The following is a 23,811-nucleotide window of genomic DNA, read 5'->3' on the forward strand; positions in this document are numbered from 1 at the left end:
CCCTGCGCGTGAGGACTGTATTTTTGCGCCGCGCGCGACTAGAGGGCTGCGGCAAGCCTGAAGCGGCATCCCGAACAGCAGGAAGCATCCCCATGACCACCGACGTCACCATCAAGCGCGCCCTCCTTTCCGTATCGGACAAGACCGGCCTCATCGAACTGGGCCAGGCACTGGGCCAGCATGGCGTCGAACTGGTGTCGACCGGCGGCACTGCCAAGGCGCTGCGCGAGGCGGGCCTGGACGTGAAGGATATTTCCGAGCTGACCGGCTTCCCCGAAATGATGGACGGCCGCGTCAAGACGCTGCACCCCAAGGTCCATGGCGGCCTGCTGGCCGTGCGCAACAATGCCGAGCATGTCGCGTCGATGGACGAGCATGAAATCGGCGCGATCGACCTGGTGATCGTCAACCTCTATCCCTTTGCCGCGACCGTGGCCAAGGGCGCCGATCGCGACGAGATCATCGAGAATATCGACATTGGTGGCCCGTCGATGGTCCGTTCGGCCGCGAAGAATCATGAGAGTGTCGCGATCGTCACCGATCCGGCCGACTATGCCCGCCTGATCGCCGAAATGGCGGAGAAGGGCGGCGCCACCAGCTATGATTTCCGCCGGATGCTGGCGGCCAAGGCCTATGCCGCCACTGCCGCCTATGATTCGATGATCGCCAGCTGGTTCGCCTTCGCCGACCAGGGCGTCGCCTTCCCCGAGAGCCTGTCGCTGTCGAGCAAGCTCAGCACCACGCTGCGCTATGGCGAGAATCCGCACCAGTCGGCCGCGCTCTACTTGCCTAACGGCCCGACCGCGAACGGCATCGCCCAGGCCAAGCAGATCCAGGGCAAGGAACTGAGCTACAATAATTATAACGACGCCGATGCGGCGCTGGAGCTGGTCAGCGAATTCCGCGACGGCCCGCCGACCGTCGTCATCGTCAAGCACGCCAATCCGTGCGGCGTCGCCACCGGCGATACGCTGATCGAAGCCTATGAAGCCGCGCTCGCCTGCGACAGCGTATCGGCATTCGGCGGCATCATCGCCGTCAACCGTCCGCTCGACGGCCCGACCGCCGAGGCGATCAGCGGCATCTTCACCGAAGTCGTCGCCGCGCCCGACGCCGATGACGAAGCCAAGGCGATCTTCGCCAAGAAGAAAAATCTGCGCCTGCTGCTGACCGGCGAACTGCCCGATCCGGCCCGCCCCGGCCTGATGGTCAAGAGCATCGCCGGTGGCCTGCTGGTCCAGAGCCGCGACAATGGCAAGGTCGACCTGGACGCGCTGAAGGTCGTGACCAAGCGCGCGCCGACCGAGCAGGAACTGAAGGACTGCCTGTTCGCCTGGACCGTCGCCAAGCATGTGAAGTCGAACGCGATCGTCTATGCCCAGGGCGGCAGCACCGCCGGCGTCGGCGCGGGCCAGATGAACCGCCTGGAATCCGCCCGCATCGCCGCCTGGAAGGCCAAGGACGCCGCCGAGAAGGCCGGCTGGAGCGAACCGCGCACGATCGGTTCGGCGGTCGCTTCCGACGCCTTCTTCCCCTTCGCCGACGGCCTGCTGGCGGCAGTGGAAGCCGGCGCGACGGCGGTGATCCAGCCGGGCGGCTCGATCCGTGACGAGGAAGTCATTGCCGCAGCAGACGAAGCGGGCCTGGCGATGGTCTTCACCGGCATGCGCCACTTCCGTCATTAAGGCTTGTTTCCCAACGCGCTAGATGGCGCGTCGGGACAATATCTCGATCAGGTTTATGCGGGTGCGAAACGATCCTGTTCGCACCCGCAAAATCGCAGAAAACTGCCATTTTTTGGCAATTGGCCTCTTTTCAATGTCACCGGGCAATCCTATTTAGGATGACGACCCTGCACCCACGTCAGGCGTTGGGCACGACATAAGAAAAAGCATGTTCGACAGGAGAATAGGATGACCAAGAAGACGCTGGTGGCGATGGCCGCCACCCTGGCCCTTGCGCTGCCTGGCATGGCTATCGCCGGCAACAGCAGCAACGAAGTCGTCGTCGACGGCACCACCGGCCTCACCACCCGCACCATCGCCGTATCGGTCGCTGACCTGAACCTGGCCAGCAACAATGGCCTGCGCCGCGCCGATTATCGCATCAGCCGCGCCGCCAAGCAGGTGTGCGGCTGGGTCAACGGGTCGATCCTGCCGGCGACGCCCGACTATCGCGACTGTGTCGGCAGCGCGCTGGACGGCGCACGCAGCGACCTCAACGCGCTGGCGCAGCGCCAGGGCTGATCTTCACCCATCCCGCAAGGGAAGCCTTCCCCGTCACGGGGACTGCAGGGGGCCGTTCCGCACATGCGGGGCGGCCCTTTGTCACGTCCGCGACCACTCATGCTTACCGGCGATTAACCACTCCTTAGAGGATTTCCTTCACTCAGCGAGACACGAAGGACCATCCAGGGGATATAGAGCATGTCGCGTGTCGACCAGAGTGTGGACGTCGCCATCATCGGGGCAGGCCCGGCCGGCCTGACCGCCGCCTATCTGCTGACGAAAAAAGGCTTTTCCGTCACCGTCATCGAGAAAGACCCGGTCTATGTCGGCGGCATCAGCCGCACGGTCGAGCTGGATGGCTATCGATTCGATATTGGCGGCCACCGCTTCTTTTCCAAGTCGAAGGAAGTGGTGGACCTGTGGAACGAGATCCTGCCGGACGATTTCATCCAGCGCCCGCGCATGAGCCGCATCTATTATGAAGGAAAATTCTACTCCTATCCCCTGCGCGCGTTCGAGGCGCTGTGGAATCTGGGTGTGTGGCGCTCGACCCTGTGCATGGCGAGCTTCGCCAAGGCCAAGCTGTTCCCCAACCGCAATGTCCGCTCCTTCCAGGACTGGACCGTCAACGCGTTCGGCCACAAGCTCTTCTCGATCTTCTTCAAGACCTATACCGAGAAGGTCTGGGGCATGCCGTGCGACGAAATGTCGGCCGACTGGGCGGCGCAGCGGATCAAGGGCCTGTCGCTGTGGGGTGCGGTGGTCGATGGGCTGAAGCGCTCGCTGGGCCTCAACAAGAAGCCCAATGACGGTATGGCGACCAAGACTCTGCTGGAAACCTTCCGCTATCCGCGTCTTGGCCCCGGCATGATGTGGGAAGCCGCGCGCGACCGGGTGATCGAGGGCGGGAACCAGATCTTGATGGCGCACAGCCTGAAGCAGCTGGCGCAGGACCAGGGCACCGAGCGCTGGCGCGTGGTGGCGGACGGCCCGGATGGCGATGTCATCATCAACGCCGCCCATGTGATTTCGTCCGCGCCGATGCGCGAACTGGCCGCGCGCATCCATCCGCTGCCCGAAACCCTGCCCGAGGCGATGGAACTCAAATATCGCGACTTCCTGACCGTGGCGCTGATGATCAAGTCGGAGGACCTGTTCCCCGACAACTGGATCTATATCCACGACAGCAAGGTGCAGGTCGGCCGTATCCAGAATTTCCGCAGCTGGTCGCCCGAAATGGTGCCCGATGAATCGGTCGCTTGCGTGGGCCTCGAATATTTCTGCTTCGAGGGCGACGGGCTGTGGGCGTCGGCTGACGCCGATCTGATCGACCTGGCCAAGAAGGAAATGGCCATATTGGGCCTGTGCAATCCCGACGATGTCGTTGGCGGCGCGGTGGTGCGGCAGGAAAAGGCCTATCCGGTCTATGACGATGCCTATGCCGACCATGTGCTGGCGATGCGCACCGAGCTGGAAGCCGTCGCCCCGACGCTCCATCTGGTCGGCCGCAACGGCATGCACCGCTATAACAACCAGGATCATGCGATGATGACGGCGATGTTGACAGTGCGCAACATCGAGGCCGGCACCCGCGTCTATGACGTCTGGGGCGTCAACGAGGACGCCGAATATCATGAATCGGGCGAGGAAGGGCAGGATGTCGAAGGACAGCGCGCCGCCCTCGCCAGCGAACGGCTGGTGCCCTCTCGCCTGAAGGCTGCATGATCCGATGGGCGAGCTGGTACGCGCCCTGACGGTCCGGCTGGGCGCCATCGCCGCGCGCTTCATGTTCGCTCGCTATCTGCTGGCCAGCATCTGCGCGCTGTCGAGCGACATGGCTGCCTTCCTGATGCTGAGCCGGGCCGGTACAACGCCGACTCTGGCCGCGTTCGGGGGCTATGCGATCGGCCTGATCGTGCATTGGGTGATCAGCATCCGCTTCGTGTTCGATACGGGCACCGGCCCCAGTCATGCCCAGCGGTTCGGCTTCGTGGCCAGTGCGCTGGTTGGCATGGGGATCACCATGGTCCTGGTTGGCGGGCTGAGCGCGGTCGGCATTGCCCCGGCGATCGCCAAGCTGATATCGGTGCCCGCCAGTTTCCTGAGCGTCTATGCGATCCGCAAATATGGCATTTTCGCGCGCAGCTGAGCGTCATGGCCGCTGGCTGATCCTGCTCGCCTGGCTGGCGTGCAGCGCGGTCATGCTGTGGCTGTTCCATGGCGATTTCGCCGCGCTGGGCTTTCGCGATCCCGATGATGCCATGCGGCTGGTGCAGGTGCGTGACTGGATCGGCGGACAGGGCTTCTGGGACGTCAGCCAGCATCGGGTAAACCCGCCACTGGGCGGACCGATGCACTGGTCGCGCATCGTCGACATGCCGGTGGCAGGGCTGATCCTGCTGGCGCGACCGCTGCTGGGGCCTGTGGCGGCAGAGCTGGCCGCCTGCATCACCGTGCCGCTGCTGTTGCTGGGCGGGTTGACCGCTGCCATGCATCTGGCTGCCCGGCGACTGGGCGATCCTGTTCTGGCTCTGGTGACCATGGCCTTGCTGCTGACGACACCGTCGATCCTGGTGCAGTTCACGCCGCTGCGGATCGACCATCATGGCTGGCAGATCTGGATGGCGACGATCGCGCTGGCCGGCGCACTGGATAGCGGCCGGGTGCGTGGCGGCGTGACGAGCGCGCTGGCGCTGGCGGTCTGGTTGCAGATTTCGAGTGAAGCCCTGCCTTATGTCGCGCTGTTCGCCGGGCTGTTCGCGTTGCGCCAATGGCTCGACGGCCGGGAAGCATCGCGCTTCATAGCCTTTGCGGCGACGCTGGGCGGGGCGGCGGTTGCGCTGCTGGCTTTGCTGCGCGGAAAGGCGGCCTTGCTGCATGACCAGTGCGACGCACTGTCGGCCGCCTATGTCTGGCCGCTGGTGGCAATGGCGGTGCTGGTGCCGCTGGCCGGCAAGCTGATCGGCACGGCCAGCATGACCCGGCGCTTCCTGATCGCGGCGATCGGCGGCGGGGCGGCCATCGCGATCCTGCTGGCGATCGGCGGCCCCTGCCTGTCGGGCGATCCGTTCCAGGCGCTCGGGCCGCTGGCCTATAAATATTGGTATTTGCAGGTGATGGAGGGCCGGCCGATCTGGGACCAGAGCCTGTCATTGCGCGGCGTCATCCTGTTGCCCGCGCTGGTTGGGCTGGCAGGGGCCCTGTCCGCCGCCCGCCTGGCCGCCAACAGGGATGTACGCAAGCGCTGGTTGGCGCTGGGCCTGTTGCTGCTGGGGGCGATGGCGGTGTCGCTGCTGGTGATGCGCGCCGTGTCGGTCGCCCATGTCTATGCTCTGCCCGGTGTCGCCTGGTTGCTGATCGCCCTGTTCCGCAAGGTACAGGCGTCGTCGCAGGCGCTGGTGCGCGTCCTGGGATCGGTGGCGCAGATCCTGCTGACTCCCGCCGGGATCAGCGCATTGTGGATTGCCCTGATCCCCGAAGCTCCGTCGGCCAAGACCAGCGCCGTCAATTGCCGAGCCGCAGCCACGCTTGCGCCGCTGCACACCCTGCCCCCGTCCACCCTGTTCGCGCCGCTGGACCTTGGCCCCGACATATTGGTGCAGACGCCGCACCGCGTGATCGGCACTGCCCATCATCGCAATGCCGCCGGCATCACCGCCGTGATCGAAGGGTTCATGGCGACACCCGACACGGCGCGCGCGGTGATCCGGTCGGTCAATGGCGGGCGTGGCGCCGACTATGTCGTGACCTGCGCGGGCCTGACCGAATATGCGCTCTATGCCAAGGAGCATCCCCAGAGCCTGTCGGCGCAATTGTCGCGTGGCAATGTACCCGACTGGTTGCAGCCGCTGCCCACCAAGGGGCCGCTGCGCATCTACAAGGTCAGGCGGGACTGAAGGCCAGCGCGACGCCGTTCATGCAGTAGCGCAGGCCCGTGGGCTTGGGCCCGTCGTCGAACACATGGCCGAGATGGCCGCCACAACGGGCGCAATGGACTTCGGTCCGGGGCACGCCCAGGCTGAAGTCGCGCGAGGTGCCGATGGCGCGGGGCAAGGGCGCATAGAAGCTGGGCCAGCCGGTGCCGCTGTCGAACTTGGTCTTGGAACTGAACAGATTCTGGGCGCAGCCGGCGCAGGTGAAGGTGCCGGCGCGATGTTCGCGGTTGAGCGGGCTGCTGTCGGGAAATTCGGTCGCGCCCTGGCGCAGCACCTTATAGGCCCAGGGGCTGAGCTTGTTGCGCCATTGCGCGTCGGTCAGGCGATAGGGATAGGCGGCTTCCGCCGCGTCGGGGCGGAATTGCCACAGGGCCAGTGCAGAGGCGCCGGTCGCGACGCCATAGAGAAAATGCCGCCGGTTCATTATCCCTCCCTAGCCTGTTCAGCCTGTCGAGCTCCTGAACAACTGCTTCCACCAGCGGCCGCCCGATTTGAGCACATGGCGGCGGAACAGCAGCACGCCGATGCGGATGATGAGGGCGACCCAGACGCCCTGCCACAGGATCGCCACCAGATGCGGCCAGAGCGCCGCATCCTGCGCCGCCCGCGCGATCATCGCGAAGGGCGAGGAGAAGGGAAAGACCACCGACGCCACTTCCAGCGGCGATCCCATATGGTCGACCGTGTAGGAGACGAAGAAGAAGATCATCATCTGCCCCATGGTGATCGGCATGTTGAGCGTCTGCACCTCGCGCACGGTCGCCGCCTGCGCGCCGATGCCCAGGAACAGCGAGCCGAGGAGCGTATAGGCCATGGCGAAATAGATGATGCCGAGCGCGATGAAGGCGGGCCAGCCCACCGCCGGATCGAGCAGGACCGTGCCGGGCGCCTTCAACGCCATGAAGATGGTGAAGGCGGTCGCGCCCCAGAAGGCGATGCCGACGAAGCTCATCCCCAGCATGGCGATCAGCTTGCCGAGGAAGATCGCGTCCACCGGCACGGCGGCGGCCAATATCTCGATGATCTTGTTCGTCTTTTCCTCGACCAGATTGGACAGGATCATGCCCGCCAGCAAGATGGTAAGGAAGAAGATGACGATCTGGCCGGTGCGGCCGATCAGCAAACGGGCCTGCGACTGGGCGCCGAGACTGGTCGCCACTTCCTGTCGCTCGACCTTGACCATGTGCAGCACCTTTTCGGCCTGCGCCGCGCTGGCGATCAGGCTGAGATCGCCCTGTAGCCGGTCCAGATCCTCTGGCTTGCCGGTCAGGACCGGGCGGGAGACCGTGCCCGAGAGAATGGCGACGACGTCCGATTCCGGTCGTGCCAGCAAGATGCGCGGCGGGATATCAGGAGAAACGGCGTGAAGCCGCGGCAGCGCCTGTGGCCCCATGCGTTCGGTCAGGCGCTTGTGCGCCCGTTCGAGCGCGCCGACATCGGCCGGCGTCATGGCGATGCCGACGACCGGCCGCAGGTCGGTGCTGGAAATCTTCTGGGTGAAACCGGCAAAGACCATGCCGATGACGATCGGCACCAGCGGCCCGATCAGGAACAGGATGAAGGTGCGCGACAGTACGACGGCGGTGAAGTCCCGCCGGGCGATGACGCTGGCGGCGCGCAGCAATTCCTTCATGCCCCGGCCTCCTGCGTGGCGTCATCGCGCATCTGGCGCGCAGCAGCCTCCCCCGCGATCGCGACGAAGGCGTCATGCAGGCCCGGCCGTTCGATCGACAGGCTTTCGATGCCCGCCTGACCGTCAAGCAGGGCGCGCAGTAGCGGTTCGATGCCATCATCGGGCAGCGCGAAATGCCAGGCGCCATCCTGTGCCAGCGTGTCGGTCGGCAAGGCGCGGCGCCAGGCACCGTCGCTCAGCCGTGTGCGCAATGTCACCTGGGGCGGCAGACGATCGCGCGCGTCGCTGACCGATCCTTCGAACCGGATGCGGCCGCCCGCGACGATGGCGATGCGTTCACACAATCGTTCGGCATGGGCGATGACATGGGTGGAAAAGAGGATGGTGACCCCCTTGCGCGCCTGATCGCGGATCAGCGCCTCCAGCTTTTCCTGATTCATTGCGTCGAGGCCGGAGAAGGGCTCGTCGAGGACGATGAGGCGCGGTTCATGGACGATCGTGCCGAACAATTGCACGGTCTGGGCCATGCCCTTGGAGAGCTGGCGGATCGGCTTTTCGACCGAGGCGCCCATGCCATAGTCCTGGAGCATGGCGCGCGCCCGTTCGCGCCCGACATGGAGCGGGAGGCCGCGTAATGCGCCCATGAAGGCGATCGCCTCATAGGCCTTCATCGACGGGTAGAGGCCGCGCTCCTCGGGCAGATAGCCGACCTGCTTGGCCATGCGCAGCGGCGCGCCATCCCCCAGCAGGGTGCGATGGCCCTCGTCAGGGTCGATGATGCCGAGCAGGGTGCGCAGCAAGGTCGTCTTGCCCGCGCCATTCGGCCCCAAAATGCCGTAGATGGTGCCGGCGGGCACGGCGATATCGACGCCATCCACCGCGCGAAAATCGCCGAACGCCTTGACAAGGGCATGGCCTTCGACGGCATAGGGGGCGGCAGGAGCCGGAGTGTCACCGATCATCCGCCCCTGATAATCCCGGACCATGCCAGTGCAAAACGAAACATTGGAGCAGCGCCTGAAAGCGCAGGCCGCGCAGTTGGGCTTTGCCGCCTGCGCGATCGCGCGCGCCGATGCCGCGCCGCGCACGGCCGAGCGGCTGCGCCAATGGCTGGAGGCCGGCCATCATGGCGACATGTTGTGGATGGAGGAGCGGGCCGAGCAGCGCGGATCGCCCACCGGTTTGTGGCCCGAGGCGCGGAGCGTTATCATGCTGGGCATGAGCTATGCCCCCGGCCGTGATCCGCTGGCGTTGGCCGAGGTCGGCGATCGGGGCCGCATTTCCGTCTATGCGCAGGGTCGCGACTATCATGATGTGGTCAAGAAGGCACTGAAGGCGCTGGCCCGCTGGCTGGTCGATCAGCAGCCGACCGCGCTCAAGGTGTTCGTCGATACCGCACCCGTGATGGAGAAGCCGCTGGCGCAGGGCGCGGGGCTGGGCTGGCAGGGCAAGCACAGCAATCTGGTGAGCCGCCAGCATGGCAGCTGGCTGTTCCTGGGCGCCATCTACACCGAGATCGCGCTGGAGCCCGATCCACCGGAGGTGGACCATTGCGGCAGCTGCACTGCCTGTCTGTCATCCTGCCCGACCGACGCCTTTCCCGCGCCCTATATCGTCGATGCGCGGCGCTGCATCTCGTACCTGACGATCGAGCATAAGGGGTCGATCCCGGAAGAGTTCCGGGCACGGATGGGCAATCGCATCTATGGCTGCGACGATTGCCTGGCAGCCTGCCCGTGGAACAAGTTTGCGCAGGGGGCAGCGGCCAACCGCGCCTTCATCGGCCGGGCGGAGCTGGCGGCGCCGGCGCTGGGCGACCTGCTCGACCTGGACGATGCGGGCTTTCGCGAGATTTTCTCCGGGTCGCCGATCAAGCGGATCGGGCGCGACCGGATGGTGCGCAATGCGGCGATCGCGGCGGGCAATAGCGGCGACCTGCGGCTGGTCGACCGGCTGCGGCCGCTGACATCCGATCCCGATCCGGTGGTGGCGGAAGCGGCCGAATGGGCGCTAGGCCAATTGCTCAGCGCTGCTGGAGCGTAGCCGCGCAGGAAGCGTGGTCGACGTCTGTGCCGGCGGGCGTGCGGGCATCGACATGGGTCACCACCGGCTCCTTCCCCTTGCCGGGCGAATAGAGATAGGCGTCGAGCACGCAGCGACCATTGGCGAATTGCAGCTTGCGCACGGTCGTTTCGCGAATGTCGAGGCGCGGCGTGCCGAACATCTGGGTCAGGCGCTTGGCATCCATGCCCATCAGCGGGCCGGTCTTGGTGAAGGCGCTGGCCGGCGGACCGGCGGGCGGCGGGGTGTAACTGGTGGCGGGCGGGACGACGCCGCCACAGGCCGCGAGCGGCAGCGACAGGAGCGCGGCGAGCGCGAAACGGGGCGACATCAGACCGGCTTCCTCTTGGACCCTAGCAACATGTGGACCGCCATAGCCGCGCTCCAGATCGGCGCAAGCAGGTTGACCAGGGGAATGAGGAAGAGAAGCGCCGAAACGAGGCCCATGAGCCACCGGTTGCCACGGCCGATCGGCGGCAGGGCGGGATGGCGCGGCTCGACCATGTCGGCAAGGTCGCGGCCGAGCAGATAGGCGTTCACCGCCAGGAACAGCCCGATCGTGCCGACCCCCGTCACCAGTAGCAGCACATAGCCCGGCAGCGCCACCAGGTTCCAGCCCAAGGTGCGACCAACCGACCGCAACGCATAATGGAAGCTGCGCGCATAGCCCACCGGCCTGCCCAGAGCCTGTGGATAAGTATCGCGCTCCACCGCCTCGATCACATCGTCGGCGAACAGGCCCATGACCAGCATAGCGATGGTGCGGAACAGCAGCCAACTGGCCGCGATCATGGCAAGGCCGGTGGCAGCCGCCTCCGCCATGCCGCCCCAACCGTCGCCCTCGCCCCAGCCGAAATGCAGGCGCGTGGCGTGAAAGGCCGCCCATAGGCCGACGCCCAGCAGGGCGAAAAGCAATAGGGTCAGCGCCAGCGTCTTGACCAGCAGCCGGCGGGCCGCGGCGTGGAAGATCAGGGGGAAGGCGCGCAGCGCCGCGGTGATGATCATGGCCCGATATCCTGCGCCCCGACGCGCCCGTCAATCAGCAGCGTTGCGCCCCGCGCCCCGGACCGGTAGAGACGGCCCAATTTACCGCTATTTTCCCATCATCTTTCACAGGAGCTCGCGTGACTTCTTCCCCCACGCTTGACGTTGTCGCGATCGGCAATGCCATTGTCGACGTTCTGGCCCGCAGCGACGACGCCTTCCTGGCGCAGCATGCGCTGACCAAGGGCGGCATGCAGCTGATCGACGCCGAAATGGCCGAAACCCTTTATGCCGACATGCCCCAGGCCAAGGAAATCAGCGGCGGTTCGGCCGCCAACACGCTGGCCGGCCTCGCCGCGCTGGGCGCCAAGTGCGGCTTCATCGGCCAGGTCAATGACGACCAACTGGGTGCGGTGTTCGCCCATGACGTGCGCGCGCTGGGCATCAAGTTCGACACGCCGGTGATGCAGGGCGACATCCCGACCGCCCGCTGCCTGATCCTGGTGACGCCGGACGCGCAGCGCACCATGAACACCTTCCTGGGTGCCTCGCAGTTCCTGCCCGAAGCGGCGCTGGACCTGGAGCTGATTCAGTCGGCCCGCATCCTGTATCTGGAAGGCTATCTGTGGGATCCCGAGCAGCCGCGCGCCGCGATGCGCGCCGCGATCGACGCCGCCCGCAATGCCGGCCGCAAGGTCGCCTTCACCCTGTCCGACAATTTCGTGATCGACCGCCATCGCGCCGACTTCATCGACCTGATCGAACAGGGGCTGATCGACATCCTCTTCTCGAACGAGGGCGAAATCCAGTCGCTGGCGCAGGTCGATGATTTCGATGCAGCGCTGGCCCGCTTCGCCGACAAGGTGCCGGTGCTGGTGTCGACCCGCAGCGAAAAGGGCGCGGTCGCCATCGTCGATGGCGTGCGTCACGAGGCGCCGGCTGCGCCCGTCAGCCAGATCATCGACACCACCGGCGCGGGCGACCTGTTCGCCGCCGGCTATCTGGCCGCGCATCTGGAAGAGCGCAGCGTCGAGGATTGCCTGGCGCTGGGCGCGGCGGCGGCGGCCGAGGTCATTTCGCACTGGGGCGCGCGTCCCGAGGAAGATCTGAACCTGATCCGCGCCAAGCTGTTCGCCTGATCGCGACAGACACTGACAAAAAAGCCCGCCTCTCCGGTCGAGAGGCGGGCTTTTTTATGGGGCGGATCAGGCCGCGTTCTTCTGCTTGCGGAACAGGGCGCGGTCGTCCGGGCCGAAGCCCCAGCGCCAGATGACGAAGCCATAGGCGCCCAGAATCGCCCAGACACCGACCGCCAGTTCGACCCATTCGAAGCGCGCCGGCAGGGCGACGAAGGCCGCACCGACGATGCAGGCGACGCCCGAGGCGCTGAGCAGGGGCCAGCGCCAGGCATTGACGCGGGCGTGGAGCAGGCTGGAGAGCAGCCGCGCCTTGACGAAGGCGCCAGCGCCGAGCGCGATGCAGAGGCCCAGAGCGGGCGCGGCGGCCAGTTCCTGCGGCGTGAGGCCGAAGCGCTTGCCGAGCAGGATCAGGCCGAAGCTGAGCGCGGCCTGCAACGCGATCATGCTGAGCGAGATCATCAGATTGCGGTGGCGGGCAATATAGACCAGCGCGGATTCGCTGACCACGGCGGTTGCGGCCACCACTTCGGCCAGCAGCAGGAAGGCGAGCGCGCCGGTGCCGCCGACGAAATGCGGACCAACCAGGCCCATGACGGCCTCACCCGGAATGCCGAGCGCCAGCGCGATGCCGGCCTGCGCCGCGATGATCCAGAAGCCGACCTGGCTGACCTGGCGCGCGATCGCCGCCAGATTGCCCTCGGCAAGGTTGCGGGTGATGACCGGGCCAAGGATCGGATCGAAGCTGGTCTTGAGTTTCTGCGGCAGCGAGGCGACCTGCTGCGCAACATAATAGATGCCGACGATCGCCGGGCTGACGAACAGGCCCAGGATCGCCATGTCGAGCCGACGCGAGCCCCATTCGACGCCATCCGCCGCGGCGAGCGGCAGGTTGCGGCGGGCGAGGCGCCAGAGCCGCCCGGCATCGGGACGCCAGCCATGCGGCCGGCCATAATGACGCCACATCGGGATGATCGAGGCGATCATCGCCGCGACCATCGATACGACATAGGAGAGGATCAGGCCGTCGCGCAGCGAATAATAAGCGAAACCGAAGGCCCCGATGCTGATCGCCCAGGGTTCAATGATCGAGCGCGCGCGGACCGTGGCGCCGATGTCGAAGCGATAGGCGCAGGCGGCAAGCGCCACGTCGGAGGTCGCAACGGCGATGACGATCAGCGCCAGCAAGCGGTCGAGCCCGTTGATGCCGCTATTGGGGAACATCGCCTGGGGGAAGGCGATCAACAAGCCGGCACCCAGCAGCGACGCGATCAGCGTCACCACCATCGCGTCGGTCACGACATGGCTGTGCGGCCGTTCGGTCTGGGCGAGCGCGCCGGCAAGACCGCGCTTGAGACCCAGCGTCGCGATCTGGGCGACGAATTCCACCACCAGCACGGCATAGGCGAAGCGCCCCAGCGCATCGGCGCCATACCAGCGGCCGGCGATGAACAGGAAAGGCAGGCGCGCGGCGAGGCGCAGCAGGAAGCCGAAGACGTTGGTGCGTCCGCCCTTGGCCAGGGCGGCGATGTCATCCTTCTGTTCGGCAGGGGTCGCCTGCGCGGTCACAGGACCCTGGTCCCCCTCGATTGTCATGCTCATGTCTATAGGCGATCTATTGTGTCGCGGCGATGCTTATTCAGGCCGCAGCGGACGCGCCAGCAGCGCGTCGATGACCTGTGCCAATGGTGCGGCGTCGCCGAGCAGGGCACAGACGGCTTCCACCACCGGCATTTCGACGCCGGCCGCGCGGGCCGCATCACGCAGCACCGGCGCGGTGTGCGCCCCTTCGGCCACGGTGCGACGGTTGGAGAGGAGGTCGGCGGCGGCCTGCCCCTCGCCCAGCCCCTTGCCGAGCGAGAAGTTGCGCGAATTGGTGGAGGAACAGGTGAGGACGAGATCGCCCAGGCCCGACAGGCCGCCCAGCGTTTCGGCGCGGGCGCCGCGGGCGAGACCGAAGCGGGTCATTTCGGCAAAGCCCCGGCTGATGAGCGAGGCGCGCGCATTGAGGCCGAGGCCGGCCCCTTCCGACACGCCGCAGGCGATGGCGAGCACATTCTTGACCGCGCCGCCGATTTCCGCGCCGACGACATCATCCGACAGATAGGGGCGGAAGGTCGGCCGGGCGATGCGCGCCGCCAGCTTTTCGACCAGCGCCGGATCGGCGCAGGCGAAGGTGACGGCGGTCGGCAGGCCCTTTGCCACTTCATGGGCGAAGGTCGGGCCGGAGAGGACAGCGATCGGCGAGCTTGGCTGCGCCTGCGCCGCGACTTCCGACATCAACAGGCCGGTGCCCGCCTCTATCCCCTTGGAACAGAGGACCAACGGCACGCCGGCCGGCGCCTGCGCCACGACGCTGCGCAGATGCTGGGCCGGGCTGACCACCAGGATCAGGTCGCGATCGGCCAGGTCCGACAGGACACCGGTCGCCCGGATCGAGGGCGAAAGCGGCAGGCCGGGCAGATAGAGCGGATTTTCATGGGCGCCGTTGATCGCGTCGACCACATCGGCTTCCAGCGCCCAGAGGCGCACATCCTGCCCGTCGGCCGCCAGCAACTGCGCCAGCGCGGTGCCCCAGGCGCCTGCTCCGATGACTCCCGCCTTCATGCCTTCACTCCTGCTCCACGCGCCTTTTCCGCCGTCGGATCGAGCGGCCAGCGCGGCCGGGCGGGGATGGTGAGATCGTCGGTCATGCCGGCCGCATAGCGCTCCGCGCCGGCCCAGGCGATCATCGCCGCATTATCGGTGCAGAGCCACAAGGGCGGCGCGACGAAGGGCAGGCCATGATCCTGCGCCAGCGTGGTCAATGCTCCACGCACCGACTGGTTGGCGGCGACGCCGCCAGCGACGACCAGCGCGGTCACGCCTTCGCTCGCGGCGAGCGCGCGGCGGGTGCGATCGAGCAGGCAGTCGATCACCGCCTGCTGGAAGCTGGCGGCGATATCCTCCACCGCATATTGGCCCGACTGCGCGGCGCGCATCACCGCGCTCTTGAGGCCGGCGAAGGAGAAATGGGGTTCATCGGTGCCGACCAGCGGACGCGGCAGCGGCACGGCGCGCGGATTGCCCTGCGCCGCCGCCTTTTCCACCGCCGGACCGCCAGGGAAGCCGAGGCCGAGCAGCTTGGCGGTCTTGTCGAAGGCTTCACCAGCAGCGTCGTCGATCGTGGTGGCGAGGCGGCGATACTGGCCGACGCCATCCACCCTGAGCAGTTGGCAATGGCCGCCCGACACCAGCAGCAGCAGATAGGGGAATTGCAGATTCTGGTCGGCGAGGCGCGGCGAGAGCGCATGCCCCTCCAGATGATTGACCGCGACCAGCGGCTTGCCGGCGGCATGGGCGAGCGCCTTGCCGGTGACAAGGCCGACCATCACGCCGCCGATCAGGCCGGGGCCGGCGGTGGCAGCGATGACATCGACATCGGCCAGCGTCATCTTTGCGTCGGCCAGTGCCGCCTCGACCAGCGGGGCCAAAGCCTCGACATGGGCGCGGGCCGCGATTTCGGGCACGACGCCGCCATAGGGGCGGTGCGCGTCTTCCTGCGTGGCGAGGCGATGGGCCAATATCTGCCCGTCAGCCGTCACCAGCGCCGCCGCGGTTTCGTCGCAGCTTGATTCCAGGCCGAGGATGATGGTCATTGCCGCTTCCATCTAGTGCCCGTGGCCATTAGAGCAAGCCGCTTATGAAAAGACCCGAACGACCGTTGCGCCTTGGCACCAGGGGATCGCCGCTTGCGCTGGCTCAGGCCCATATGACCGCGCAGGCGCTGCGCGACGCCCATGGCTGGGATCAGGACGCCATCACCACCGTCATCGTCCAGACCAGCGGCGACCGGATCCAAGACCGGGCGCTGGCGGAAATCGGCGGAAAAGCGCTGTGGACCAAGGAGCTGGACCGGGCGCTGGCAGAGGGCGAGATCGACTGCGCCGTCCACAGCATGAAGGATGTCGAGACGATCCGACCCGATGCGATCCGCATTGCCGCGATGCTGCCGCGCGCCGATGTGCGCGACCGGCTGGTCGGCGCGGAAAATTTTGCCGCGCTGCCGCCGCAGCCGATCGTCGGCACCAGTTCGCCGCGCCGCGCCGCGCAGGTGAAGCGACTGCGCCCCGATGCGCAGATCATCCTGTTCCGCGGCAATGTTGCCACCCGGCTGGCCAAGCTGGAAGCCGGCGAGGCCCATGCGACTTTGCTCGCCGCCGCCGGGCTCGACCGGCTGGGCCAGGCGGACATTGGCGCCACGGTCGAGGTCGACACCATGTTGCCGGCGCCGTCGCAGGGGGCGGTCGGCATCGAGACGCTGGCCGACAATGACGCCATGCGGGGCTGGCTGGCGGCGATCAACCATCGCGACACATTCGATTGCGTGATGGCTGAACGCGCGGTGCTGCGGGGCCTGGGCGGCACCTGCCATTCGCCGATCGCGGCGCTGGCGCTGCTGGAGGGCGGGCAGATTCACCTGCGCGCCGAGATCATCAGCCCGGAAGGGGACGAGACGGTGCGGGACGAGGCACGGCTGGCGCGCGGCGATTTCGACGCGGCCGAGGCGATCGGCCGGGGCCTGCTGGAGCGGGCAAGCCCAGCGCTGCGCAGCCTGTTCGAGGGGTGAGACCGCTCATCATCCTGCGGCCCGCGCCCGGCGCCGGCAGGACGGCGGACAAGGCGATGGCCATGGGGCTGGCGGTGCGGCTGTGTCCGCTGTTCGCGGCCGAGGCACTGGCCTGGACGCCGCCACCCGCTGAGGATTTCGATGCGCTGCTGGTGACGAGCGCGCAGACGGTGCGATTCGGCGGGGTTGCGCTGCAGGCCTATCGCGCCTTGCCGACCTATGCCGTGGGCGCGGCGACGGCCGAGGCGCTGCGGGAAGCGGGATTTGCCGATCCGGTCGCGGGGCATGGCGATGCCAGCGCGATCGCCGCGCGGATCGCGGCCGACGGGCACCGCACACTGCTGCACCTGTCGGGAGAGGCGGTGGCGCCGATGGACGCGGGGCCGCTGCGGGTGACGCGCGCGCCGGTCTATCGGATGATGCCCCTGCCCTGCGATCCGCTGGACCTGAGCGGTGGCGTGCTGCTGGTCCATTCTGCGGCCGCCGGCGCCCGGTTGGCGGAGATATTAGCCGAAAATCAGCGCGCAACCAGCGACGTGGTGGCGATAAGCCCGGCCGCGCTTGCCGCCTGCGGCAGCGGATGGGGCAGCGCGCAGGCCGCCGACGCACCCAATGATGCGGCGGTACTGGCCCTCGCCCGTCGATTGTGCGAATGAAACCGCGGTCGCAAACGAGAGAGACTTGATGAACGAGCAGGAGAGTGTGGAAATTCAGCAGGAAACGCCGCCGCCCGCGCGCCGACGCACATCCTGGCTGACGCCCGTGCTGCTGCTGTTCGCGTTTCTGATCGGCATCGGCGTCACCATCTGGGCGATGCCGCAGATCGAACGGCGCTGGGGCCAGGACGAGGCGGCGGCGCCCGCCCTGCCTGCGCCGCTGCTGGGCAGCAACGCCATCCCGTCGGGCCGTCCGCTGACGGCGGATGCCGCGCAGATGCTCGACGCCCGCGTGATCCAGCTGGAGGAGCGGCTCAACCGCATCACCGTCGAGGCGCAGGCCGCGTCGGGCAATGCCGCGCGCGCCGAAGGGCTGCTGGTCGCCTTTGCCGCCCGCCGCGCGCTCGATACCGGCGCCCCGCTCGGCTATGTCGAGGGGCAGTTGCGGCTGCGCTTCGGCCAGGCCCAGCCCCGCGCCGTCGCCACCATCATCAATGCCGCGCGCGAGCCGGTGACGCTCGCCGACCTGCGCGCCGGCCTGGTCGATGTCGCCGATCGCGTCACGTCCCCGCCGGCCGATGCCAGCTGGTGGGACAGCTTCGAGCATGAGGCCCGCGAGCTGATCATCATCCGCAAATCCTCCACCCCCTCGCCGCGGCCGCAAATGGCGATGCAGCGGGCGCTGCGCTATATCGACGCCAGCCGGGTCGGCGCGGCACTGGCCGAAGTGGAGCGCATGCCCGATCGCGCGGCGGCCGATCGCTGGATGCAATACGCCCGCCGCTATCTGGAGGCGCGCCGGGCACTCGACCTGATTGAGACGGCGGCGATATTGGAGCCGCGCCAGCTACGCACGACCGAGGGCGCCAGCGTCGCCCAGACATCGCCCCTCGCCCCCTGAGCTTCATTTCCTGAGACATACCGTTCATCGCTTGCGATGAAACCCATGGACGCACCCTGCGTTTGTCACGAGAATGTCACCTTTTCCGCCCGGTTCAGGACAGAGTCTCTCGTGCCACCCTATGCCGATGCCATTGCCAGCTTCTGGAAGGGCCGCCTTGCCAGCGGTCCGCGCGCGTCCGCGCGCCCGTCGCTGTCGCATCTGCTGGGCAATGCCTCGGTGCCGTTCGACATCAACCGGACCAAGGCCCAGGCCGAACAACTGAGCCGCGCGATTCGCGGCGACGGGCGACACGTCCTGCTGGTGCCCGGCCTGATGGCGTCGGAACATCGCATGGAGCCGCTGCGCGCGATCCTCAACGCGGCGGGCTATCAGGCGCATGGCTGGGACATGGGCCGCAATTTCGGACCGCGCGCCGACACGCTGGAGAAGATCGACGCCCGCGTCGATGCGATCCGCCGGACAAGTGGCAAGCCGGTGACTTTGGTCGGCTGGAGCCTGGGCGGCCTTTATGCGCGCGAATATGCCAAGTTCGCGCGATCCAAGGTTGGCGGCGTGGTAACGATGGGTACGCCCTTTTCCGGCGATCCGCGCGCCAACCATGCCTGGCGCCTCTATCAGCTCGTGTCGGGCTTCCCGGTCGACACGCCCCCCTTCCCCTGCACCCGCGAGGAGAAGCCGCCGGTGCCGACCGTGGCACTCTGGTCGCAGCGCGACGGCGTGATCCTGCCCGAATGCGCAAGAGGCCGCGCCGGCGAGCGCGACCGCGCAATCGAGGTCGATTGCACCCATATGGGCTTCGCCGCAGCGCCGGAGGGGATCTTGGCCGTCGGCAAGGCGCTGGAGATGATGGCCGCCTGAACGGTCAGTAACGGACTGGTTCGCCCTCCACCGTCAGCAGGCTGGGATCGGTCAGCCGCACATGGGTTTGATAATAATATTTTTCGGTCGGCCGGCCATCCGCCAGAAAATGAATTTTCACCCGCTTCGCTTCGCCGCGGACCGCGATGGTCTTGCCCGTCAGATATTGATCGAGTTCCGCACCGAAACGCTGTGCCAGTGCATCGGCCATGGCGCCGGGAATGGCGATCGTCAGGTTGCGGGGATCGCGATAATCCTGCTGAGAATTAAGATAGAACCAGCCGCCCTGGCGCCCAGCGGCGCGGACGGGCAGCTCGAACACCCCCTTCACCCCATCGGGGGCGACAGCCGCGGCATTCATCACCGCCTGTTCGGGAAAGATATTATAGGAAGCAGACGGCGCTGCGGCTCCCATGAGCAGCAGGCCGGACGACAGGATGAGAGCATAACGCATCAGGCTGGCCTCCAGAATGGTCCGGTCCGGCCAGCCTAACCCGATCAACCGGCCACCGCCAGCCTCTTCAACGCCTCGTCCCGGCCGATCAGGGGCAGGAGTTGGCCCATGTCGGGGCCGTGGTCCAGGCCGGTGAGGGCGCGGCGCAGGGGTTGGAACAGGGTCTTGCCCTTGCGGCCGGTTTCTTCCTTGAGTGCGCCGGTCAGCGTGCGCCAGATGTCGGCGTCGAAGGGGACGGCGGACAGGATGCGATGGGCGGCGGCGAGGAAATCGCGGTCTTCATCGGCTACCTCCGGCCCGTCGATCGGGCCGGTGACGATCTGCCACCAGTCGGCGGCGCCCGCGACCGTCTCCAGATTGGGGCGGATCGCGGCCCAGGCGGCGGCGTCCATGCCCGCGGGCAGGCGGTCGGCAACCGCTTCATAAGGAAGCGCGTGAACGATCTTCTGGTTGAGGCTCGCCAGTTCGGCTTCGTCGAAGCGCGCGGGGGCGCGGCCGAAATGGGCGAAGTCGAACGTCTCGATCAGCGGCGCACGGTCGGCGAAGGGCTCGATCGGCTGCGAGCTGCCGAGACGGGCGAGCAGCGACGCGATCGCGGCCGGCTCCAGACCGATCTCGCGGAAATGGGCGACGCCGAGCGAGCCGAGCCGCTTGGACAGCTTGCCCTCGCTGCCGGTCAGTAGCGCTTCGTGCGCGAAGGCAGGGAGCGACGCGCCGAGCGCGCTGAACATCTGGATCTGGGTCGCGGTGTTGGAGACATGATCCTCGCCGCGCAGCACATGGGTGACGCCCATGTCGACATCGTCGATCACCGAGGGGAGCATGTAGAGCCATGAGCCATCGGCGCGGCGGATCACCGGGTCGGACAGCAATTTGGGGTCGAAGCGCTGCTCGCCACGGATCAGGTCGGTCCAGACGATCGGCTGCTCATGATCGAGCTTGAAGCGCCAGTGCGGCGTGCGCCCTTCGGCTTCATAAGCGGCGATCTGATCCGGGGTCAGCGCCAGGGCGGCGCGATCATAGACCGGCGGCAGGCCGCGGCCCAGCAGCACCTTGCGGCGCAGTTCCAGTTCCTGCTGGGTTTCATAGGCGGGGTAGACATGGCCCGAGGCCTTGAGCGCCGCGAACCGCGCTTCATAGAGAGCGAAGCGTTCGGACTGTTTTTCCTCGCCGTCCCAGTCGAGGCCGAGCCAACGCAGATCAGCCTTGATCGAGTCCGCATATTCGGGGCGCGAGCGCTCCAGATCGGTGTCGTCGAGGCGCAGCAGGAAACGGCCACCGGATTTGCGCGCCCACAGCCAGTTATGGAGCGCGGCGCGGATATTGCCGACATGGAGATGGCCGGTCGGCGACGGGGCGAAGCGGGTGATGACGGTCATAAATCCGGTCCTGAACCCGTTCGGTTCGAGCTTGTCGAGAACAGTTCTCGACGACGCTTCTCGACACGCTTGAAGCGGCTCGAACCGAACGGCCTGAATTACTTATACGCTGCGGAAGGCGTTGGTGATCGGGTAGCGGCGGTCGCGGCCGAAATTGCGGATACCCAGCTTCACGCCGGGCGGCGACTGGCGACGCTTATATTCGGCGATGTAGAGCAGATGCTCGATCCGGGTGACGACCGCCTTGTCGAAGCCGCGCTCGACCAGCTGGGCCACCGACAATTCCTCCTCGACCAGGCCATAGAGGATCGGATCCAGCACCTCATAGGGCGGCAGGCTGTCCTCATCCTTCTGATTGTCGCGCAGTTCGGCGCTGGGCGGCTTGCTGATGACGCGTTCGGGCATCACCGGGCCGGCCGGGCCGAAGCCTTCGCCGAGCGAGGGCATATTGTCGTTGCGCCAGCGGCAGAGGTCGAACACCGTCGTCTTGTACGCGTCCTTCAACACCGAATAGCCGCCCGCCATGTCGCCATAGATGGTGGCATAGCCGACCGACATCTCGCTCTTGTTGCCGGTGGTCAGCAGCATATGGCCGAACTTGTTGGAGAGGGCCATCAGGGTGAGGCCGCGAATGCGCGACTGGATATTCTCTTCGGTGAGGTCGCGCGCCTTGCCCTCGAACACCGGGGCCAGCATCGTGTCGAAGGCGGAAACCGCCGGTTCGATCGGGATGGTGTCATAGCGGACGCCGAGCAGGCGGGCGCATTCAACCGCGTCATCCAGGCTTTCCTGGCTGGTGAAGCGCGAGGGCATCATCACGCACCACACCCGGTCGGCGCCCAGCGCATCGACCGCAACGGCGGCGGACAAGGCGGAATCGATGCCTCCCGACAGGCCCAGGACGACGCCGGGGAAGCGGTTGCGGTTCACATAGTCGCGCAGGCCCAACACCATCGCATTATAGATGTCGGCCGGGCGCGGATCGAGTGCATGACGCTCGCCGGGCAGGCAGACCCACTGGCCGTCCCATTTCTCCCACTGGGTCAGCACCAGCTTTTCTTCCCAGTCGGGCAGTTGCTGGGCGATGGAGAGGTCGCCGTTCATGACGAAGGAGGCGCCGTCGAACACCAGTTCGTCCTGGCCGCCGACGCGGTTGAGATAGACGAGCGGCAGGCCGGTTTCGCGCACGCGGGTGCCGGCGACGACGTTCAGGCGGCGATCATCCTTGTCGACCTCGAACGGGCTGCCATTGGGGCTGATCAATATTTCCGCGCCCTCGGCTCGCAGATGGGCGGTGACGAAGGGGAACCAGATATCCTCGCAGATCGGCACGCCGATCTTCACGCCGCGAAACTCGATCGGCGCGGGCAGCGGGCCGGGCGCGAACAGGCGCTTTTCGTCGAACGTGCCGTAATTGGGCAGTTCGCGCTTCTGGCGGATCGCGGTGACGGCGCCATTTTCGATCAGGGCGACGACGTTGAACAGCACGCCCTGTGAGGCGACAACGGTGCCGACCAGCATCGCCGGGCCGCCATCGGCGCTTTCCTGCGCCAGCCGGTCGAGATGATAATTGGCCTGGTCGAGCAGGGCAGGCTTGAGCACCAGATCCTCGGGCGGATAGCCGATCAGTTGCAGTTCGGGATAGACGATCAGGTCCGCGCCCTTGGCGCGGGCGCGCCATTCCAGCATGGCGTCGGCATTGGCCCTGGGGTCGCCCATCGTCTGGGTCATCTGGGCGAGCGCGATCACGAGTTTGTCGGTCATGCACCGCGCCCTAGAGCATTTTGCCTATTTGCGAAAATGCTCTGTTTTCCGATGCCGCATTTTCGAACCGAACACCCGCTTCGCGCGTGTTCTGAAAATGCGGGGGCCATTTTGTCGCAGGGCGCAAAAGCGCCTTTCCACATGGGACATGCGCCGCTAAAGGGGCCGCGTTTCGCGCATCGTCATCAATTCGTCACGCCAATTAGCCTGGGGATTTTCGCCATGAAACTCATGACCGGCAATTCGAACAAGCCGCTCGCGGCCGCCATCGCCGACTATATCGAAATCCCCCTGACCGAGGCCAGCGTCCGCCGCTTTGCCGACGAAGAAGTTTTCGTGGAAATTCATGAGAATGTCCGCGGCGAAGACGTGTTCGTGATCCAGTCGACGGCCTATCCGACCAACGACAATCTGATGGAATTGCTGATCATGATCGATGCGCTCAAGCGCGCGTCGGCCAAGCGAATCACCGCCGTCGTCCCCTATTTCGGCTATGCCCGCCAGGACCGTAAGCCCGGCCCGCGCACGCCGATCAGCGCCAAGCTGGTCGCCAACCTGATCACCACCGCCGGCGCCGACCGCGTCCTCTCGGTCGATCTCCATGCCGGCCAGATCCAGGGCTTCTTCGATATCCCGACCGACAATCTGTTCGGCGCCCCGGTGATGTCGGCCGATATCCAGGCCCGTTTCGGCGACAAGAATATCATGGTCGTGTCGCCCGACGTCGGCGGCGTGGTGCGCGCCCGTGCGCTCGCCAAGCGGCTCGACAACGCCCCGCTCGCGATCGTCGACAAGCGCCGCGAGCGCGCCGGCGAGTCGGAAGTGATGAACATCATCGGCGACGTGAAGGGCCGTTTCTGCATCCTGATCGACGATATCGTCGATTCGGCCGGCACGCTGTGCAACGCCGCCGCCGCGCTGAAGGCACAGGGCGCCGAGGAAGTCGTCGCCTATGTCAGCCATGGCGTGCTGTCGGGCGGTGCGGTCGCCCGTGTCGAGGCGTCGGAACTGCTGGAACTGGTCATCACCGACTCGATCCAGGGCACCGATGCGGTGAACGATGCCAAGCGCATCCGCCACCTGCCGATCGCCCCGCTGCTGGGCGAAGCGATCAAGCGCATCGCCGACGAAAGCTCGGTGTCGAGCCTGTTCGACTGATCGCGACAATGGGGGGAGGCAGCCGGTCGGTTGCCTGTCCTTTGGCGGTCAC

At 66.6% G+C, this 23,811-nt stretch carries 23 protein-coding genes; 12 read left to right on the forward strand and 11 right to left on the reverse strand.

The genetic code is table 11. The features are described from left to right. Positions 1 to 92 precede the first annotated feature (92 nt). From purH to HH800_RS19745, 5 genes are all read left to right on the forward strand, one after another. On the forward strand, positions 93 to 1,685 hold the full coding sequence (purH, locus tag HH800_RS19725; protein WP_169862049.1) for a bifunctional phosphoribosylaminoimidazolecarboxamide formyltransferase/IMP cyclohydrolase: 1,593 nt from the start codon (positions 93 to 95) through the stop codon (positions 1,683 to 1,685). Positions 1,686 to 1,913: 228 nt separating this feature from the next. Further along, positions 1,914 to 2,246 carry a UrcA family protein gene (locus HH800_RS19730; protein WP_004208877.1) on the forward strand — a complete coding sequence of 111 codons (333 nt, stop codon included), beginning with the start codon at positions 1,914 to 1,916 and terminating at the stop codon, positions 2,244 to 2,246. A 180-nt stretch (positions 2,247 to 2,426) separates the two neighbouring features. Then, complete coding sequence (locus HH800_RS19735) at positions 2,427 to 3,953, forward strand: NAD(P)/FAD-dependent oxidoreductase (protein WP_169862050.1); 1,527 nt, start codon at positions 2,427 to 2,429, stop codon at positions 3,951 to 3,953. 4 nt (positions 3,954 to 3,957) lie between these two features. After that, positions 3,958 to 4,377 (forward strand): GtrA family protein, encoded by a 420-nt coding sequence (locus HH800_RS19740; RefSeq protein ID WP_169862051.1) that lies wholly within the window; start codon positions 3,958 to 3,960, stop codon positions 4,375 to 4,377. Continuing rightward, a complete protein-coding gene (locus HH800_RS19745) occupies positions 4,355 to 6,124 on the forward strand; it encodes a hypothetical protein (protein WP_169862052.1) in 1,770 nt (589 codons plus the stop codon). Before HH800_RS19740 ends, HH800_RS19745 begins: the two co-directional genes overlap by 23 nt. Here HH800_RS19745 and msrB read toward each other — a convergent pair. Genes msrB through HH800_RS19760 form a run of 3 tightly spaced genes read right to left on the reverse strand, consistent with a single transcriptional unit; the run spans position 6,111 to position 8,758 of the window. Then, complete coding sequence (gene msrB / locus HH800_RS19750) at positions 6,111 to 6,587, reverse strand: peptide-methionine (R)-S-oxide reductase MsrB (RefSeq protein WP_037510022.1); 477 nt, start codon at positions 6,585 to 6,587, stop codon at positions 6,111 to 6,113. The two genes, HH800_RS19745 and msrB, sit on opposite strands and share 14 nt — an antisense overlap. An 18-nt stretch (positions 6,588 to 6,605) precedes the next feature. Next, positions 6,606 to 7,796 (reverse strand): ABC transporter permease, encoded by a 1,191-nt coding sequence (locus HH800_RS19755; RefSeq protein ID WP_169862053.1) that lies wholly within the window; start codon positions 7,794 to 7,796, stop codon positions 6,606 to 6,608. Next, entirely contained in the window at positions 7,793 to 8,758 is a 966-nt protein-coding gene (locus HH800_RS19760; protein WP_037510108.1) for an ABC transporter ATP-binding protein, read from the reverse strand. The genes HH800_RS19755 and HH800_RS19760 overlap by 4 nt, the downstream gene beginning before the upstream one ends. Before the next feature lie 22 nt (positions 8,759 to 8,780). Here HH800_RS19760 and queG point away from each other — a divergent pair, with 22 nt between their 5' ends. Next, a complete protein-coding gene (queG, locus tag HH800_RS19765; RefSeq protein WP_169862054.1) occupies positions 8,781 to 9,839 on the forward strand; it encodes a tRNA epoxyqueuosine(34) reductase QueG in 1,059 nt (352 codons plus the stop codon). On the opposite strand, the gene HH800_RS19770 is transcribed toward queG, so the two are convergent. Both HH800_RS19770 and HH800_RS19775 read right to left on the reverse strand, forming a co-directional pair. Continuing rightward, complete coding sequence (locus HH800_RS19770) at positions 9,820 to 10,188, reverse strand: hypothetical protein (RefSeq protein ID WP_004208885.1); 369 nt, start codon at positions 10,186 to 10,188, stop codon at positions 9,820 to 9,822. The genes queG and HH800_RS19770 overlap by 20 nt on opposite strands. Further along, positions 10,188 to 10,862: an EI24 domain-containing protein gene (locus HH800_RS19775; RefSeq protein ID WP_169862055.1), complete on the reverse strand. Its 675-nt coding sequence runs from the start codon at positions 10,860 to 10,862 to the stop codon at positions 10,188 to 10,190. The genes HH800_RS19770 and HH800_RS19775 overlap by 1 nt, the downstream gene beginning before the upstream one ends. Before the next feature lie 119 nt (positions 10,863 to 10,981). Between HH800_RS19775 and HH800_RS19780 the strand changes: the two genes are divergently transcribed. Continuing rightward, positions 10,982 to 11,980 (forward strand): adenosine kinase, encoded by a 999-nt coding sequence (locus HH800_RS19780; RefSeq protein ID WP_037522092.1) that lies wholly within the window; start codon positions 10,982 to 10,984, stop codon positions 11,978 to 11,980. Between the two features lie 66 nt (positions 11,981 to 12,046). Here HH800_RS19780 and HH800_RS19785 read toward each other — a convergent pair whose 3' ends face one another. Genes HH800_RS19785 through tsaD form a run of 3 tightly spaced genes read right to left on the reverse strand, consistent with a single transcriptional unit; the run spans position 12,047 to position 15,615 of the window. After that, entirely contained in the window at positions 12,047 to 13,579 is a 1,533-nt protein-coding gene (locus tag HH800_RS19785; RefSeq protein WP_159367303.1) for a lipopolysaccharide biosynthesis protein, read from the reverse strand. 33 nt (positions 13,580 to 13,612) lie between these two features. After that, the gene (locus HH800_RS19790) at positions 13,613 to 14,584 is read right to left on the reverse strand and encodes an NAD(P)H-dependent glycerol-3-phosphate dehydrogenase (protein WP_169862056.1); all 972 of its coding nucleotides are present in this window, start codon (positions 14,582 to 14,584) and stop codon (positions 13,613 to 13,615) included. Beyond that, positions 14,581 to 15,615 carry a tRNA (adenosine(37)-N6)-threonylcarbamoyltransferase complex transferase subunit TsaD gene (gene tsaD / locus HH800_RS19795; protein WP_169862057.1) on the reverse strand — a complete coding sequence of 345 codons (1,035 nt, stop codon included), beginning with the start codon at positions 15,613 to 15,615 and terminating at the stop codon, positions 14,581 to 14,583. Before tsaD ends, HH800_RS19790 begins: the two co-directional genes overlap by 4 nt. Before the next feature lie 44 nt (positions 15,616 to 15,659). Between tsaD and hemC the strand changes: the two genes are divergently transcribed. The 4 genes from hemC to HH800_RS19815 all read left to right on the forward strand — a co-directional run bounded on the left by hemC (position 15,660) and on the right by HH800_RS19815 (position 19,004). Beyond that, positions 15,660 to 16,586 carry a hydroxymethylbilane synthase gene (gene hemC, locus HH800_RS19800; protein ID WP_125988614.1) on the forward strand — a complete coding sequence of 309 codons (927 nt, stop codon included), beginning with the start codon at positions 15,660 to 15,662 and terminating at the stop codon, positions 16,584 to 16,586. Continuing rightward, positions 16,583 to 17,242: a uroporphyrinogen-III synthase gene (locus HH800_RS19805; protein ID WP_169862058.1), complete on the forward strand. Its 660-nt coding sequence runs from the start codon at positions 16,583 to 16,585 to the stop codon at positions 17,240 to 17,242. The genes hemC and HH800_RS19805 overlap by 4 nt, the downstream gene beginning before the upstream one ends. A gap of 28 nt (positions 17,243 to 17,270) precedes the next feature. Continuing rightward, positions 17,271 to 18,143: a hypothetical protein gene (locus tag HH800_RS19810; protein ID WP_037522086.1), complete on the forward strand. Its 873-nt coding sequence runs from the start codon at positions 17,271 to 17,273 to the stop codon at positions 18,141 to 18,143. A gap of 111 nt (positions 18,144 to 18,254) precedes the next feature. Then, positions 18,255 to 19,004, forward strand: a complete 750-nt coding sequence (locus tag HH800_RS19815; protein WP_169862059.1) for an esterase/lipase family protein — start codon at positions 18,255 to 18,257, stop codon at positions 19,002 to 19,004. 4 nt (positions 19,005 to 19,008) lie between these two features. Here HH800_RS19815 and HH800_RS19820 read toward each other — a convergent pair whose 3' ends face one another. The 3 genes from HH800_RS19820 to HH800_RS19830 form a co-directional block, all read right to left on the reverse strand. Next, positions 19,009 to 19,458 carry a hypothetical protein gene (locus tag HH800_RS19820; protein WP_169862060.1) on the reverse strand — a complete coding sequence of 150 codons (450 nt, stop codon included), beginning with the start codon at positions 19,456 to 19,458 and terminating at the stop codon, positions 19,009 to 19,011. Between the two features lie 44 nt (positions 19,459 to 19,502). Next, on the reverse strand, positions 19,503 to 20,837 hold the full coding sequence (gltX, locus tag HH800_RS19825) for a glutamate--tRNA ligase (protein WP_169862061.1): 1,335 nt from the start codon (positions 20,835 to 20,837) through the stop codon (positions 19,503 to 19,505). A 102-nt stretch (positions 20,838 to 20,939) separates the two neighbouring features. Continuing rightward, complete coding sequence (locus tag HH800_RS19830; RefSeq protein ID WP_169862062.1) at positions 20,940 to 22,601, reverse strand: NAD+ synthase; 1,662 nt, start codon at positions 22,599 to 22,601, stop codon at positions 20,940 to 20,942. Positions 22,602 to 22,823: 222 nt separating this feature from the next. Here HH800_RS19830 and HH800_RS19835 point away from each other — a divergent pair, with 222 nt between their 5' ends. Then, on the forward strand, positions 22,824 to 23,759 hold the full coding sequence (locus tag HH800_RS19835; RefSeq protein ID WP_010338670.1) for a ribose-phosphate pyrophosphokinase: 936 nt from the start codon (positions 22,824 to 22,826) through the stop codon (positions 23,757 to 23,759). The last annotated feature ends 52 nt before the right edge of the window (positions 23,760 to 23,811 follow it).

Source organism: Sphingobium yanoikuyae (assembly GCF_013001025.1).
Lineage (GTDB): Bacteria > Pseudomonadota > Alphaproteobacteria > Sphingomonadales > Sphingomonadaceae > Sphingobium > Sphingobium yanoikuyae_A.

Coding starts and splice junctions, on each gene's coding strand:
- purH (WP_169862049.1), top strand. CDS start 93: ATGACCACCGACGTCACCATCAAGCGCGCCCTCCTTTCCGTATCGGAC.
- HH800_RS19730 (WP_004208877.1), top strand. CDS start 1,914: ATGACCAAGAAGACGCTGGTGGCGATGGCCGCCACCCTGGCCCTTGCG.
- HH800_RS19735 (WP_169862050.1), top strand. CDS start 2,427: ATGTCGCGTGTCGACCAGAGTGTGGACGTCGCCATCATCGGGGCAGGC.
- HH800_RS19740 (WP_169862051.1), top strand. CDS start 3,958: ATGGGCGAGCTGGTACGCGCCCTGACGGTCCGGCTGGGCGCCATCGCC.
- HH800_RS19745 (WP_169862052.1), top strand. CDS start 4,355: ATGGCATTTTCGCGCGCAGCTGAGCGTCATGGCCGCTGGCTGATCCTG.
- msrB (WP_037510022.1), bottom strand. CDS start 6,587: ATGAACCGGCGGCATTTTCTCTATGGCGTCGCGACCGGCGCCTCTGCA.
- HH800_RS19755 (WP_169862053.1), bottom strand. CDS start 7,796: ATGAAGGAATTGCTGCGCGCCGCCAGCGTCATCGCCCGGCGGGACTTC.
- HH800_RS19760 (WP_037510108.1), bottom strand. CDS start 8,758: ATGATCGGTGACACTCCGGCTCCTGCCGCCCCCTATGCCGTCGAAGGC.
- queG (WP_169862054.1), top strand. CDS start 8,781: ATGCCAGTGCAAAACGAAACATTGGAGCAGCGCCTGAAAGCGCAGGCC.
- HH800_RS19770 (WP_004208885.1), bottom strand. CDS start 10,188: ATGTCGCCCCGTTTCGCGCTCGCCGCGCTCCTGTCGCTGCCGCTCGCG.
- HH800_RS19775 (WP_169862055.1), bottom strand. CDS start 10,862: ATGATCATCACCGCGGCGCTGCGCGCCTTCCCCCTGATCTTCCACGCC.
- HH800_RS19785 (WP_159367303.1), bottom strand. CDS start 13,579: ATGAGCATGACAATCGAGGGGGACCAGGGTCCTGTGACCGCGCAGGCG.
- HH800_RS19790 (WP_169862056.1), bottom strand. CDS start 14,584: ATGAAGGCGGGAGTCATCGGAGCAGGCGCCTGGGGCACCGCGCTGGCG.
- tsaD (WP_169862057.1), bottom strand. CDS start 15,615: ATGACCATCATCCTCGGCCTGGAATCAAGCTGCGACGAAACCGCGGCG.
- hemC (WP_125988614.1), top strand. CDS start 15,660: ATGAAAAGACCCGAACGACCGTTGCGCCTTGGCACCAGGGGATCGCCG.
- HH800_RS19810 (WP_037522086.1), top strand. CDS start 17,271: ATGAACGAGCAGGAGAGTGTGGAAATTCAGCAGGAAACGCCGCCGCCC.
- HH800_RS19820 (WP_169862060.1), bottom strand. CDS start 19,458: ATGCGTTATGCTCTCATCCTGTCGTCCGGCCTGCTGCTCATGGGAGCC.
- gltX (WP_169862061.1), bottom strand. CDS start 20,837: ATGACCGTCATCACCCGCTTCGCCCCGTCGCCGACCGGCCATCTCCAT.
- HH800_RS19830 (WP_169862062.1), bottom strand. CDS start 22,601: ATGACCGACAAACTCGTGATCGCGCTCGCCCAGATGACCCAGACGATG.
- HH800_RS19835 (WP_010338670.1), top strand. CDS start 22,824: ATGAAACTCATGACCGGCAATTCGAACAAGCCGCTCGCGGCCGCCATC.